General features: G+C 64.2%; 13 protein-coding genes. 3 read left to right on the top strand and 10 right to left on the bottom strand.

The genetic code is table 11. The features are described from left to right. Positions 1-556 precede the first annotated feature (556 nt). The 3 genes from MUO32_RS12860 to MUO32_RS12850 all read right to left on the bottom strand — a co-directional run bounded on the left by MUO32_RS12860 (position 557) and on the right by MUO32_RS12850 (position 2,385). Positions 557-1,435, bottom strand: coding sequence for a 50S ribosomal protein L11 methyltransferase (locus MUO32_RS12860; RefSeq protein ID WP_257948696.1), 879 nt, complete (start codon positions 1,433-1,435; stop codon positions 557-559). A 69-nt stretch (positions 1,436-1,504) separates the two neighbouring features. Beyond that, positions 1,505-2,104 carry an SCO family protein gene (locus MUO32_RS12855; RefSeq protein ID WP_257948694.1) on the bottom strand — a complete coding sequence of 200 codons (600 nt, stop codon included), beginning with the start codon at positions 2,102-2,104 and terminating at the stop codon, positions 1,505-1,507. 122 nt (positions 2,105-2,226) lie between these two features. After that, complete coding sequence (locus MUO32_RS12850; RefSeq protein ID WP_257948693.1) at positions 2,227-2,385, bottom strand: hypothetical protein; 159 nt, start codon at positions 2,383-2,385, stop codon at positions 2,227-2,229. A gap of 267 nt (positions 2,386-2,652) precedes the next feature. Here MUO32_RS12850 and MUO32_RS12845 point away from each other — a divergent pair, with 267 nt between their 5' ends. Together MUO32_RS12845 and MUO32_RS12840 are read left to right on the top strand one after the other, a co-directional pair. Then, positions 2,653-4,647, top strand: a complete 1,995-nt coding sequence (locus tag MUO32_RS12845; protein ID WP_257948692.1) for a methyl-accepting chemotaxis protein — start codon at positions 2,653-2,655, stop codon at positions 4,645-4,647. A gap of 2 nt (positions 4,648-4,649) precedes the next feature. Beyond that, the gene (locus MUO32_RS12840; protein ID WP_117366518.1) at positions 4,650-5,114 is read left to right on the top strand and encodes a chemotaxis protein CheW; all 465 of its coding nucleotides are present in this window, start codon (positions 4,650-4,652) and stop codon (positions 5,112-5,114) included. Between the two features lie 76 nt (positions 5,115-5,190). Here the strand turns inward: MUO32_RS12840 and MUO32_RS12835 are convergent, their stop codons facing one another. The 7 genes from MUO32_RS12835 to MUO32_RS12805 all read right to left on the bottom strand — a co-directional run bounded on the left by MUO32_RS12835 (position 5,191) and on the right by MUO32_RS12805 (position 11,502). Beyond that, a complete protein-coding gene (locus MUO32_RS12835; RefSeq protein WP_257948691.1) occupies positions 5,191-5,697 on the bottom strand; it encodes a CreA family protein in 507 nt (168 codons plus the stop codon). Between the two features lie 62 nt (positions 5,698-5,759). After that, the gene (locus MUO32_RS12830; RefSeq protein ID WP_257948690.1) at positions 5,760-6,506 is read right to left on the bottom strand and encodes a copper homeostasis protein CutC; all 747 of its coding nucleotides are present in this window, start codon (positions 6,504-6,506) and stop codon (positions 5,760-5,762) included. A 19-nt stretch (positions 6,507-6,525) separates the two neighbouring features. Beyond that, complete coding sequence (locus MUO32_RS12825; RefSeq protein WP_257948689.1) at positions 6,526-7,581, bottom strand: dipeptidase; 1,056 nt, start codon at positions 7,579-7,581, stop codon at positions 6,526-6,528. 72 nt (positions 7,582-7,653) lie between these two features. Next, entirely contained in the window at positions 7,654-8,814 is a 1,161-nt protein-coding gene (nagA, locus tag MUO32_RS12820) for an N-acetylglucosamine-6-phosphate deacetylase (RefSeq protein ID WP_257948688.1), read from the bottom strand. Next, a complete protein-coding gene (locus tag MUO32_RS12815; RefSeq protein WP_257948686.1) occupies positions 8,811-9,833 on the bottom strand; it encodes an SIS domain-containing protein in 1,023 nt (340 codons plus the stop codon). Before MUO32_RS12815 ends, nagA begins: the two co-directional genes overlap by 4 nt. 20 nt (positions 9,834-9,853) lie before the next feature. Further along, on the bottom strand, positions 9,854-10,618 hold the full coding sequence (locus MUO32_RS12810; RefSeq protein WP_257948685.1) for a GntR family transcriptional regulator: 765 nt from the start codon (positions 10,616-10,618) through the stop codon (positions 9,854-9,856). Further along, positions 10,615-11,502: an N-acetylglucosamine kinase gene (locus MUO32_RS12805; protein ID WP_257948684.1), complete on the bottom strand. Its 888-nt coding sequence runs from the start codon at positions 11,500-11,502 to the stop codon at positions 10,615-10,617. The genes MUO32_RS12810 and MUO32_RS12805 overlap by 4 nt, the downstream gene beginning before the upstream one ends. A 197-nt stretch (positions 11,503-11,699) precedes the next feature. Here MUO32_RS12805 and MUO32_RS12800 point away from each other — a divergent pair, with 197 nt between their 5' ends. Further along, positions 11,700-12,593, top strand: a complete 894-nt coding sequence (locus MUO32_RS12800; RefSeq protein WP_257948683.1) for an N-acetylmuramic acid 6-phosphate etherase — start codon at positions 11,700-11,702, stop codon at positions 12,591-12,593. Positions 12,594-12,622: the final 29 nt, after the last annotated feature.

Genomic DNA, 12,622 nt, shown 5'->3' with positions numbered 1-12,622 from the left:
AGGTCAAAGGCGGGAGAGATAGCGCTCCATGACGGCGCTGGTTGTTGCAATAGCGTCTTCTTTTCCGCATTGGCACGAACGGCAGTCCAGAGCATCCGGACGATGGCGGCACGTGCAAGCAGGGGAATGACGGTCGCGGCCATGTCGGCTGGTCCCAAGAGGTCTTGGATTGGACTTATGCATCTTACGCATGGCACCCATGCCACATCAGCGCTGTCGTTAATTTCTGAATCGATTATAAGCAGCGCCAACGAAGCGAACTTGAAACGCGCTTCAAACGAAACGAAGTGAAGCTTCCTCCAGTCCTTCGTATCGTGCATGAAACGCCGAAAGGCGAAAGACTAGGTGTTCCGATCAGGCGTCTTTCTGGTCACTCCTCCTCCCTCCTCCGGGAAGGCGTTCGGAACACATAGGTCCGCTTGAGCACTCCTCCTCCTCAAGCTCGCGGACAGGTCGGCTTGCCGACCCATAGGCGGTGCCTCTGGCACCGCCTTTTTCTTTGCCTTCATTTCACTGGAATGAAAGCGGAAGGCGAACCTTCCGCTTGAAAAAACCATCAGCGCTTGGCGAGATGGATGGTCACCCAGCCTTCGCGCCAGATGGTGCGCACGTGGCTGAGGCCGGCACCGTTGTAGGCGGCCAGCACCTTCCAGCGCTGCGAGGCGAGGATGCCCGACAGGATGACGTCGCCGCCCGGCGTCAGTTGCGCGGCAAGCTGCGGCGCCATGCGCATCAGCGGACGGGCGAGGATATTGGCGATGATGAGGTCGAAGGGGCCGTGGCGACCGAAGGCGGTGGAATGGAAGCCCGGTGCGGTTTCCAGCGCAATGCCGGAGGCAATGCCGTTGATGCGGACGTTTTCGCGGGCGACGCGGGTGGCGATGGGGTCGATATCGGTGGCCAGCACCTTCGCGGGGGAAAGTTTTCGCGCAGCGATCGCCAACACGCCGCTGCCTGTCCCAAGGTCAAGCACACGCTTGACTCTGCGGGACCGCATCACGCTGTTGATGACCTCGAGGCAACCCGCTGTCGTACCGTGATGGCCGGTGCCGAAGGCCTGGCCGGCATCGATCTCGATGGAAATCTCGCCGGGACGGGCGGTGCCACGGTCGTGCGAGCCATGCACGACGAAGCGGCCGGCGCGCACAGGCTTCAGGCCCTCCAGCGACTTGGCGATCCAGTCGATATCGGGCAGTTCTTCACGCTTGATTTCGGCGTCCGGGAAGTCGGCGGCAAGAAGAGCGGTGAAGCGTGCACTGACCTCCTCCTCATCCACCCTGAACATGTAGACAGAGGCTTCCCAGATGTCGTTCTTCTCGTCGATTTCCATCGTCGCGATGGCGTAGCCTTCTTCCTCGAAAGCGTCGGTCATCAGCGAGAGTGCGGTGTCCGCCTTCTTCTCTGTGGTGGTGATGTAGAGGCGGATTTCGCTCACGGCCAGGGTCCCTGTTGTCTCAGGGTTCGCCTAGCATGTCCGAAAGCCGAGGGCAAAGCCGGATCACGCTTATCGCGTGATCAGGTTGGCGAGCTTCTGCTCGGCCGTCTCCGCATTCTCGCCATAAGCGATGGTTCCAACGAAACGGCCGGTGGCGTCGAGCAGGAAAACGGAGGCCGTGTGGTCCATCGTATAGTCACCGTCGGGCTTTTTCTCGTCGAGCGGCACCTTGCGATAGTAGACGCGGAACCCCTTGGCCATCTCAAGGACCTTGTCGGTCGGGCCGGAAATGCCGGTGATGCGTTTCGAGACGTTTCCGACATACTGGCCGATCAGCTCGGGCGTATCGCGTTCCGGGTCGACGGTGACGAAATAGGCCTGCAGCTTTGTGCCGTCGGGGTCGACCTTGGTGAGCCAGCCGTTCATTTCGAACAATGTGGTCGGGCAGACTTCCGGGCAATGGGTAAAGCCGAAGAAGAGGGCGGTCGGCTTGCCGGTGAACGCCTTCTCGGTGATCGGCTTGCCATCCTGCGCGACGAGCTCGAAGGGCACGCCGAACGGGCCGCCGGCCACTTCATCCTTCGTACGCGTCGCTTCCAGCGTCAGCCAGCCGAGCAGGGCCGCGACGAGGGCGACGGCAATCCACAATACGAGGCGCAAGGTCTTCATGGCAGTCCTTCAGGAGACGAAACGGCAAATGGGTCGCCGGTGTCATAGTCCCTCGCGGAGCCGTGCGCAAACGCGCCAAATGCCGCAACGGGGCGATGGATGACGGGCTCGCGCAAATGTGATCAGAAGCACCAGGACATGCCGGATTCGGCAAGGCTGAGGAAGATCGCCGTTCCATGCTCCATCCAGCCGGCAAAGGCGGCGGTTGCCGCCATGACGCCGAGGCCGAGCGCGATGAGCGCAGCGGGCAGCACGGTATAGCGGCGGGCGGTCTTGTTCATGGTGCTACCATAGCATGAAACGGCAGGTTTTGGAACCGCGTCTCCATTCCGCAACGTCAGGTATTCCGGAAGGCCGAATTTATCAAATTTTGCTAAAATGCAGGTTTCGGCCTGATGTCCTTAGGTTTTGGTTAATCTTCCTTTGTCACGGTCCGGATTACGCGCAAGGGCCGGAATCGGCTCATCGGGCATGATGTCCGCCGACCGGGGGAGACGGCGAGAAGCGTATTTCACCCAGGATCCAGAAGGGATGCCGTGGCGAGGGCCATGGCTCGGGCGAACCGCATCATGTCTCATGAAAATACAGCGAAGGGCCGGACCCTTTCCGTCAATTCCCGTCTCGCAACGCTCGGCGCTGCCGCGTTCCTCGGTTTCGGCACGATGCTCGCTGCCGGCTGGTACGGCAATGCGACGATCGGCGCCGCCTCCGAGGCCGCCGTCAATATTCAGGATGAGGTCGATACCGTTGGCGCCATGCGGCTCGCCAATGTCGATCTCGTGCTCGTGGCGATGGACAGCATCATCGATCGCGAGGAGAAGGCCATCCAGCCCGAACGGGTGGAAATCATCGCAAGATCGCTGAAGGTGTTGAAGGAAGGCACGGCCTCCGCCAGAGCGCTTGCCGCCGAAATCGGCAAGCCGGCGCTGCTCGAGACCTTCGACGGCGATTTGCAGATGATGGAAAAGGCCGTCGCCGTCGATCTCAAGACGATGATCGAGGCGGGCGCGCCGATGGAGGCGTTTTCCTCGCTCGATGACGCGGTGGATGCCGGCGGCGAGCGCATGACGGCGGCGCTCGGCGCATTGGCGGCGGAAGGCTCCGCATTGCTCGAAGCGCGCGTCCACGATGCGCAGCTCGCCTCCGCCCAGTCCATGCAATACCAGATCGCCATCGGGCTTCTCGGCATGGTGACGCTTCTCGGCCTCATCGTCTATCACGGCAACATGCTTCGCCGCGGCATCTTCGCGGTGCGCGACAGCATGCAGCGCATTCTCTCCGGCGACCTCAACACATCGGTCGCGGCCACGGATCGTGGCGACGAGATCGGCGAGATGGCGCGTTGCGCCGAAGCCTTCCGGCTTGCGGCCGTCGAAAAGCGCCGGCTGGAAGAGGCGAACGAGAACACGCGCTCGCGCAACGAAACCGAACGGCACGACCGCGAGGCCATTGCCCGTGAGGACGAGCGCCAGGTTCGCATCGCCGTCGAGGCGCTTGGTCGCGGCCTGACCCGTCTTTCCGAAGGCGACCTCAGCGTGGCCATTCTCGAACCCTTCCGCGCCGACCTCGAACAGCTGCGCTCCGATTTCAACGGCACCGTCGAGCGCCTGCGCAACGTCATGGCCGAGGTGAAGGACAATACGGGTTCCATCCAGTCGAACAGCGGCCAGATGCGCGCCGCCGCCGACGATCTCGCCCGCCGTACCGAACAGCAGGCCGCGTCGCTTGAAGAGACGTCCGCCGCCCTCGACGAGATCATGACCACCGTGCGCACCGCGACGGCGCGCGCCGAGGAAGCTGGTCGCATGGTCGATTCGACCAAAGAAAGTGCCGTGGAATCCGAGCGCATCGTCAGCGACGCCATGGCCGCCATGCAGCGCATCGAAGGCGCCTCCAGCGAGATCGGCAAGATCATCAACGTCATCGACGAGATCGCCTTCCAGACCAATCTCCTGGCGCTCAACGCCGGCGTCGAAGCGGCGCGGGCGGGGGAGGCCGGCAAGGGCTTTGCGGTCGTGGCGCAGGAAGTGCGCGAGCTGGCGCAGCGTGCGGCCGGTGCCGCCAAGGACATCAAGAGCCTCGTCACCCGCTCGTCGGACGAAGTGAAGACCGGTTCGCGCCTCGTGCAGGCGACGGGCGAATCGCTCGGCCGCATCGGCGGCGACGTGCTGCGCATCCACGAGCACATGGCCTCCATTGTCACCGCCGCTCGCGAACAGACGAGCGGCCTTCAGGAAATCAACGTTGCCGTCAACCAGATGGATCAGGTGACGCAGCAGAACGCCGCGATGGTCGAGGAGACCAATGCGGCAAGCCATACGCTGGCCCAGGATGCGGAAAACCTCACGCGCCTTGTCGGCCAGTTCCAGATCCGCGAAGGCGCACGCGCCTCCGTCGGTAGCCCGAGGGCGGTCTCCACCGCCTCCCGTCCCGCCCCGTCTCCGGCAAGAAACCTTGTTTCCAAGGTTGCCGGGGCTTTCAGCAGCAGTGCCGCGGTCAGGGGTAACACCCAAGCCGCCGCAGAGAACTGGGAAGAGTTCTGACCATGTCCAATGCCATCAAGCAGTCCGGCGCCTATCTCGAAATCGTCTCCTTCCATCTCGGAGAACAGGAATTCTGCATCGACATCATGGCCATCCGCGAAATCCGCGGCTGGGCGCCCGTGACGCCGATGCCCCACACGCCACCCTATGTGCTCGGCCTCATCAACCTGCGCGGCGCGGTGATCCCGGTCATCGACATGGCCTGCCGCCTCGGTATGAAGATGACGGAACCGTCCGAGCGTTCGGCGATCATCGTCACCGACATCGCCGGCAAGCTGGTCGGTCTCCTGGTGGAACAGGTTTCGGACATGATGACCATCAAGAGCGAGGCCCTGCAGCCGGCGCCGGAAATCATTCCGGAGGCCCAGCGCGCCTTCTGCCGCGGTATCGTGGCACTCGAAAAATCGATGGTCTGCTTCCTCAACCTGGACACCGTCATCGCCGACGAACTGGCCCAGGCGGCCTGATTTATTCAGGGGAAGGATCTCGGGTTGCAAGGCACCTGGCCGGTTTCCGGCCGGGTGCCTTCGCGCGTACGCGGGACTACGGCTTGCCGTTCGTCCAGGTGACGGTCTGGCCATAGAGCGGCACGGTGGAGATCGACATCTTGGCCGATCCCTCCGTCAGTTCGCGCGAATGGGCGAGATAGATCAGTGTGTCGTTCTTCTTGTCGTAGATGCGCGTGACGATCAGCGATTTCCAGATCAGCGACAGGCCGGATTTGAAGACCTCTTCGCCCTCCTTGTCCAATTCGATGTCGCCGATGGTAATCGGGCCGGTCTGCTGGCAGGAAATGGCGTTGTTCGACGGGTCCTCGAACCAGTTGCCCTTTTTCAGGCGATCTATGACGGAGCGGTCGAAATAGGTGACATGGCAGGTGACGCCCGTCACCTCGGGATCGCTGACCGCGTCGATATAGATGTCGTTGCCGATCCAGTCGACGCCGACCTTGCCGACCGTCTCTGCGGCAGCGGGCAGGGTGGCGAGCGCCAACAGGCCGGCAGCGATTGCCGTGCGAAGGGGCGAGGGGACGAAAGTCTTCAGCGACATGGCAGGTCTCCTTGTTCGACCTACACGTAAGGATACCCGCCTGCCGCTTGCAAGGCTGAGCGTTACGATTTTGCCGCGGCGATGGTCGCGCGCACGGCATCCTTGTCCGTCAGCGTCAGTTCGTATTCGCGGTCCTTCTCGGTGCCGCCCATGCCTACATGCGGATTGCGGAAGGTCATGCCGCTCGGCACGGTCGTCAGTGCCGCGAAGTGCATCTCGACGAGACCCGTCGCATCGCGAACGGTGCGGATGTTTTCCGCATCGAGCGCGCCGCAGCCCATGATGACGATGCGGCCTGCGGCCTGCTCGACGGCGGCCTTGAGGATGGCGATGCCTTCCACGGCTGTGTCGCGCTGGCCTGAGGTCAGCACGCGATTGACGCCGCAGCGGACGAGGGCTTCCAGCGCCTCATGAGCGTCATCGGTCATGTCGAAGGCGCGGTGGCAGGTGACGGACATCGGGCGGGCAGCTTCCACCAGCGCCGTCGTCCGCGCTTCATCGATCCGTCCGTCCGGTGTCAGGCAGCCGATGACGACGCCCGCAACGCCCTCACTGCACAGCGCCCTGATGTCTTCGACCATCGTTTCGAATTCCGTCTGCGAATAGAGGAAATCGCCGCCGCGCGGACGGATGATGACATGGACGGGGATTTTTGCCGCCTTCACAGCGGCACGGATGGTTGCGAGACTCGGTGTCAGGCCGCCCTCAACGAGACTTGCGCAGAGTTCCACGCGGTCGGCGCCGGCCTCCTGGGCCGCGAGGAAACCGTCGATGCCTTCGACGCACAGTTCGATGAGGGGCTTGGTCATGGAGATATCCGCAGGTTGGTCAGGCTTCGTGCCAGACGGTTTTCAGGAGCCGCAGCCAGTTTTCGCGGCAGAGTTTTGCTAGATCGTCTTCGCCGTAGCCGGCGGTACGCAACGCTTCGACCAGTGCCTGGCTGCCGGCCGCGTCGCCGATGGCGGAAGGAATGGTCGCGCCGTCGAAGTCCGAGCCGAGCGCCACGCAATCGATGCCCATGCGTTCGACCATGTAGTCGATGTGGCGCACCATGTCGGCGAGCGGCGTATCGGCATTTTCCATCCCATCGGCGCGCAGCATCGTCGTGGCATAGTTGAGCCCGGCGATACCCTTGCGCTCGCGGATGGCGTCGAGCTGCCGGTCGGTGAGGTTGCGCGAGATCGGCGTCAGCGCATGCACGTTGGAATGGGTGGCGACGAGCGGCGCCGTGCTGACGCGAGCGACGTCCCAAAAACCCTGCTCGGTGATATGGGCGAGATCGATCATGATGCCGAAGCGGTCGCATTCCTTGACCAGTTCCACGCCGGCGTCGGTAAGGCCGGGCGCCGTATCGGGCGAGGACGGGTAGGCGAAGGGCACGCCGTGGCCGAATGCATTGTGCCGGCTCCAGACGGGACCGAGGGAGCGCAGGCCTGCGGCGTAGAGCGTTTCGAGCGTGGACAGATCCTCCGCGATCGGCTCGCAGCCCTCGATGTGAAGGATGGCGGCAAAGCGGCCAGCGTCGAAGGCGGCGCGGATATCGGCGGTGGTGCGGCAGATCGACAGTGCGTCTGCGCGCTCCAGGCGGAAGGCGATGGCCGCCATTTCGAGCGCCGTATTAAGGGCTGCGGGCTGCTCCAGAGGGCCGACCATGCGGATGTTGTAATGGCCGTTCTCATCGACTTCGCGCGGCGGATAGTCCTCGTTCGGCGGGATGAACATGGCGCAGAAGCCGCCGGCCAGGCCGCCCTTCTTCGCGCGCGGAGCATCGATATGGCCTTTGTCGGTACCGTCGACGAATTCGGCGACCGGATCGGCGCCCTTCTTCGCGTGCTCCCACAGGCGCAGGAGAACGTCGTTGTGGCCGTCGAAGATCAATTGCATGTGCCGCTCCTATGCTTGCTCCCGCCGGGTAGAGCCGATTCCGCCGCGCCCTGCAAGGACTGCGGCGATGGCTCAGGCCGCGAAGACCGGGATGCCGGCAATCCAGGTGGAGACGACGTTGACGTCGCCGTCGATGACGGCGAAATCGGCATCGTGGCCATGGGTGAGACGGCCCTTGCGGCCGGTCATGCCGATGGCTTCGGCGGGATAGAGCGAGGCCATGCGCAGCGCCTCTTCGAGATCGATGCCGACGTGGTCGCGCATATAGCGAATGCAGGAGGCCATATCGATGTCGGCGCCGGCAAGCGTGCCGTCGGCAAGCGTCAGGCGACCGCCCTCGCGAAAGATTTCGCGACCGTTGAGGAAGAAGCTCGTCATGTCGGTGCCAATGGTCGACATGGCATCGGTAACGAGGAAGATGCGGCCGGGGCCGCGCTTGGCCCGCAGCGCCACGCCGATGGAAGCGGGATCGACATGGAAGCCGTCCGCGATGAGGCCGGCATTGAGATGGCCGAGATCGAGGGCCGCGCCTACCATGCCGGGCTCGCGGTGACCGAGCGGGCTCATGGCGTTGAAGAGATGCGTCATCATATGCGCGCCGGCCTCGACGGCGGCGGCGGCCGTTGCATAGCCGCAATCGGAATGGCCGAGGCTGACCGTGACGCCGGCCTCATCGAGGGCCGCGATCTGGGCGTTCGTGGTGTTTTCCGGTGCGAGCGTCATCAGGAGCGCGGTCAGCCCTTTGCGGGCGGCAATCGTGCGCTCGAGATCGGCCTGTTCCATCGGCCGAATGAGGGAGGGATCATGCGCGCCCTTGCGAGCGACCGACAGATGCGGGCCTTCGAGATGCAACCCGAGGAAGCCCGGAACATCAGCCGCTTCCGCTGCAAGGCCGGCGGCGATGGTCTTCGTCGTCACCTCGACATTGTCGGTGATCAGCGTCGGCAGAAGGCCTGTCGTGCCAAAACGGGCATGCGCGGCACAGATCGTGCGGATGCCTTCGAGATCGGGCCGCTCATTGAGCAGCACGCCGCCGCCGCCATTCACCTGCAGGTCGATGAAGCCGGGGACGAGCGACAGCCCGTCCATCGGCACCGGGCGGGCGTCCGTCGGCACGTCGCGGTGAGCCGCGATGGCGGCGACCTTGCCGTTTTCGATCAGGAGCGCGCTGTCTTCGTGCCAGAGATCGCCGTCGAAGATGCGGGCGCCGGTAATGGCGGTGAGCGCTGTCATCGGGTTTCCGTCACTTTCTTGAGGTTGACCGGCTTGTCGGGATCGAGACCCTTGCCGCGCGACCAGGCTTCGACGAAGCCATAGAACGGCACGATGAGTGCCAGCGCATCGGTGATCGGATGGCCGGTCGCGACGAAGGGCAGTTTGCGCGCGCTCTTGCCGCCGGCGGCGGTGACGCAGGCATAGGCACCGCGGTCGGCGAGACTGTCGGCCATGCCGGTGACGGAGGCTTCCGCCGCGTCGCGGGCGGCGAGCGCAATGACCGGGAAGGACGGGCCGACGAGGGCGACCGGGCCGTGCAGCACTTCGGCGGAGGAATAGGCCTCGGCGTGCATGCCGGAGGTTTCCTTGAACTTCAGCGCGGCTTCGCTGGCGATTGCAAGGCCGGGGCCGCGACCGAGCACGTAGAGCGACTGGGCATCCTTGAGGTCGCCGGCCAGATCCGACCAGTCGAGCGCGACAGCCTTGGCGAATTGTTCGGGCAGGCCCTTCACGGCGCGGTCGAGGTCGGTGTCTCCGGTCCATTCGGCGAGCACGGCAAGGCCGGCGACGATGGAGTTCACATAGGATTTCGTGGCGGCGACGCTGAGCTCCGGACCGGCCGAGAGATCGAGCGAGTGGGAGCAGGCGTCGGCGAGCGGCGAGGGCAGCGTGTTGGTGAGCGCAATCGAGATTGCGCCGCCCTTCGTCGCGCCGTCGGCCATGGCGACGATGTCGGGGCTCTTGCCGGACTGGGAGATGGCGATGGCCGCACCGCCCGCGAGCTTCAGCCTGGCGCCGTAGATCGAGGCGAGGGATGGCCCGAGCGAGGCTACGGGCCGGCCGGCGGTCAGCTCGATCGCATATTTCAGGAAGAGGGCCGCGTGGTCGGACGAGCCGCGCGCGACCGTTACGAAGAACTGTGGGTCACGCTCGCGCAGCGCCTTGCCGGCAGCCGTGATGGAGCCTGCTGCATTTGCCAGGACGCGGGCCGCCGCCTCGGGGATTTCGTTGATCTCTCGGCGCATGTTGGTCTGCATGGAAGTACCTTTGCGGTTGGTCACGTCTCGGACAGCGTCAGTTCGGCGACGAAATCATAGGCGTCGCCGCGATAGATGGAGCGGGTGAATTCGACCACCCGGCCGGTGCGAAGATAGGAAACACGCTCGATGGAAAGCCCGGCCGAGCCCGGGGGAACGCCGAGCACCGAGGCGTCCGGATCCTTCATGTTGTAGGCGGAGATGCGCTGCACGGCGCGCACCGGCCGGCAACCGTGCTTTTCCAGGGCGGCGTAGAGCGAACCCTGGACCTGCATGGGGTCGGGCAGGAATTCTGAGGAGATGCAGGCGCGCTCGATGGCGAGCGGCATGTCGTCGGCCACGCGCAGGCGTCCGAGCCGGGCGACCAGCGCATCGGCGGGCAGGCCGAGCATCATCATCTCGTCCGGCGAGGGGTGGAACAGGCCGCGATCGAGCCATTCCGCACGGGTCGTGAGGCCACGCCGCGCCATGTCCTCGGTGAACGAGGTGAGGCGGGACAGCGACTGCTGCACCTTGGAAACCGGTTTTGCCACGAAGGTGCCGGAACCATGGCGGCGGATCAGCAGGCCGTCCTTGACGAGATCGTCGACGGCCTTGCGCACGGTGACGCGGCTGACATGGGCGTGGTCGGCCAGGTCGCGCTCGGCGGGCAAGGCGTCGCCGTAGTTCAGCTTGCCCGAGGTGATCGCCTCTTCCAGCGTCTGGCGCAGTTTCAGATAAAGCGGGCCCGGCACGCCGGATTGAAGGCTTTCCGGGGTGAGGATCGTGGCAAGGGGCGCGCTCATGCGGCAGCTCCCGTGCGTTCCCGGTAGCCCTTTGCGGCCAATGCCACAGCGCCGGTCAGTGCGTCCGCCTGGGATTCGACCAGGATCGTGCGGTGCTTTTCCGAAAGCCAATCCGGATAAAGCGGCGCCAGTCCACCGAGCAGGCAGAGGCGGGGCGCGCCGGCCAGCATCATGATGGCGTCGAGGGATTCGTTGACCGTAGCCGCACCCGCCTTGACGATGGCGATCGCCTGCGCATCGCCCTGCCGCGCATGATCGAACAGCAGCGGTGCGAAGCGCCCGAAATCACCGGGCTTGGAAAGGCGGGCGAATTCGACGATGCCGCGTGGATCGTGTTTGAACTCTTCTATGATGGCGTCGGTGACCGGGGAACGCGGATGCACGCCGTCGTGCGCGAGCAACGCTTCCTGGAGCAGGGCGTGGCCGAGCCGCGCGCCGCCGCCCAGATCGCCGACGGTAAAGCCCCAGCCGCCGATATAGCGGACCGTACCGTCCTTGCGCCCCATATAGATTGAACCGGTGCCGAGGATCGCGACCGCGCCGTCCTCGTCGCCGATAGCACCCTGCAGGGCGATCAGGCCGTCCGAGTCGATGGCCGTGTGGCGGAACGGCAGGCGATCATGCACGTAGCGGGTGAGATCGCCGACATTGGTGCCGGCAAGGCCGAGAAAGGCGGAGGCGTTGTTGACGCCGGCCTCGTCGAGCCCCGCGTCGCGATAGGCGGCCTTGGCCGCTTCCGTAATGGAGATGATCGCATTGTTGGGGTCGGTCAGGATATTGGCCGCCCCGCTCTTGCCGCGACCCATAATGATGCCGTCGGGCCTCGCGACTGCCGCGCGGCAGCTCGTCCCCCCACCGTCGATACCGAGAATGTAATCTGTCATGGGCACCTCCGAGCACAACGATACCAAAAAAATACCATTAACCAAGGGGTATGGTGGTATCGAACATGAGCTTTTCAACAAATTGTTGATTTTGAACGATAAAAATATTTGATTGCAAAAAAGTGGTCTCAAAAATTAATTTCCTATGGACAATTGGTATTTTTTTGGCATTAATTTGGGCCAGAGGAGAACGAACGATGGCTGCAGGCAGGACAGAAGGCAGGCACGATCAGGCGAGAGGGCTGGACGAATGTCAGCCTGTCGACGCGTTGAAAGTGCTCGCGGATGGCCAGAAGGCCGCGGCCGCCGTTGTCGACGGCGCGCTTGCCGATATCGCCGCCGCCGCCCGTCTTGCCGCTGAGGCGCTGCTTTCCGGCGGCCGCCTCGTCTATGTCGGTGCCGGCAGCTCCGGCCTGATGGCCATGGCCGATGCCCTCGAACTTCCCGGTACCTATGGTATTTCCCGCGACCGCATCGTCATCCTGCTTGCCGGCGGCGCCGCAAGCCTGGAAGATCTTGCCGGCGGCTATGAGGATGACCGCGCGCTCGCCGTCGGCGATGCCGAAGCGGCGAAAATCGCCGCCAATGATTGTGTGATCGCCGTCTCGGCGAGCGGCAGCACGCCCTACGCGCTGGCCATCGCGGCCTATGCGAAAGAGAAGGGTGCGCAGGTTGTGGCGATGGCCAACAATCCGGGTGCCGCGCTGTTCGACGGTGCCGATGTCTCGATCCTCCTGCAGACGCCGCCGGAGGTCATTTCCGGCTCGACGCGCATGGGGGCCGGCACGGCGCAGAAAATCGCCTTCAACATGTTTTCCACGCTGGTCGGCATCCTGCTCGGCCATGTGCATGACGGCCACATGGTCAATCTCAAGGCTGACAATATTAAATTGAAAGGGCGTGCCTGCCGCATCGTCTCCGACATTTCCGGTGTCGGGCTGGACGAGGCGGAACGCCTTCTCACGCGCTCCGAAGGCTCGGTCAAGGAAGCCGTGCTGCTGGCTGCGGGGGTTCAGGATGCCGGTGCCGCGAAGGCGGCGCTGGATCGGTCGGGGCAAAGCCTCCGGCGCGCCCTCAAGGCTCTCGGATAATCAAGTCTCAAAACGCGCTACGGCGCATA

It is taken from the genome of Shinella sp. CPCC 101442 (genome assembly GCF_024704725.1).
Taxonomy (GTDB): domain Bacteria; phylum Pseudomonadota; class Alphaproteobacteria; order Rhizobiales; family Rhizobiaceae; genus Shinella.
This window is presented reverse-complemented; position numbering and strand designations above follow the sequence as displayed.

What these genes read in the sequence shown, in the direction of transcription:
- MUO32_RS12855 (WP_257948694.1), bottom strand. Translation starts at nt 2,104, where the DNA reads ATGAAGACCTTGCGCCTCGTATTGTGGATTGCCGTCGCCCTCGTCGCG.
- MUO32_RS12850 (WP_257948693.1), bottom strand. Translation starts at nt 2,385, where the DNA reads ATGAACAAGACCGCCCGCCGCTATACCGTGCTGCCCGCTGCGCTCATC.
- MUO32_RS12845 (WP_257948692.1), top strand. Translation starts at nt 2,653, where the DNA reads ATGGCTCGGGCGAACCGCATCATGTCTCATGAAAATACAGCGAAGGGC.
- MUO32_RS12840 (WP_117366518.1), top strand. Translation starts at nt 4,650, where the DNA reads ATGTCCAATGCCATCAAGCAGTCCGGCGCCTATCTCGAAATCGTCTCC.
- MUO32_RS12835 (WP_257948691.1), bottom strand. Translation starts at nt 5,697, where the DNA reads ATGTCGCTGAAGACTTTCGTCCCCTCGCCCCTTCGCACGGCAATCGCT.
- MUO32_RS12830 (WP_257948690.1), bottom strand. Translation starts at nt 6,506, where the DNA reads ATGACCAAGCCCCTCATCGAACTGTGCGTCGAAGGCATCGACGGTTTC.
- MUO32_RS12825 (WP_257948689.1), bottom strand. Translation starts at nt 7,581, where the DNA reads ATGCAATTGATCTTCGACGGCCACAACGACGTTCTCCTGCGCCTGTGG.
- nagA (WP_257948688.1), bottom strand. Translation starts at nt 8,814, where the DNA reads ATGACAGCGCTCACCGCCATTACCGGCGCCCGCATCTTCGACGGCGAT.
- MUO32_RS12815 (WP_257948686.1), bottom strand. Translation starts at nt 9,833, where the DNA reads ATGCAGACCAACATGCGCCGAGAGATCAACGAAATCCCCGAGGCGGCG.
- MUO32_RS12810 (WP_257948685.1), bottom strand. Translation starts at nt 10,618, where the DNA reads ATGAGCGCGCCCCTTGCCACGATCCTCACCCCGGAAAGCCTTCAATCC.
- MUO32_RS12805 (WP_257948684.1), bottom strand. Translation starts at nt 11,502, where the DNA reads ATGACAGATTACATTCTCGGTATCGACGGTGGGGGGACGAGCTGCCGC.
- MUO32_RS12800 (WP_257948683.1), top strand. Translation starts at nt 11,700, where the DNA reads ATGGCTGCAGGCAGGACAGAAGGCAGGCACGATCAGGCGAGAGGGCTG.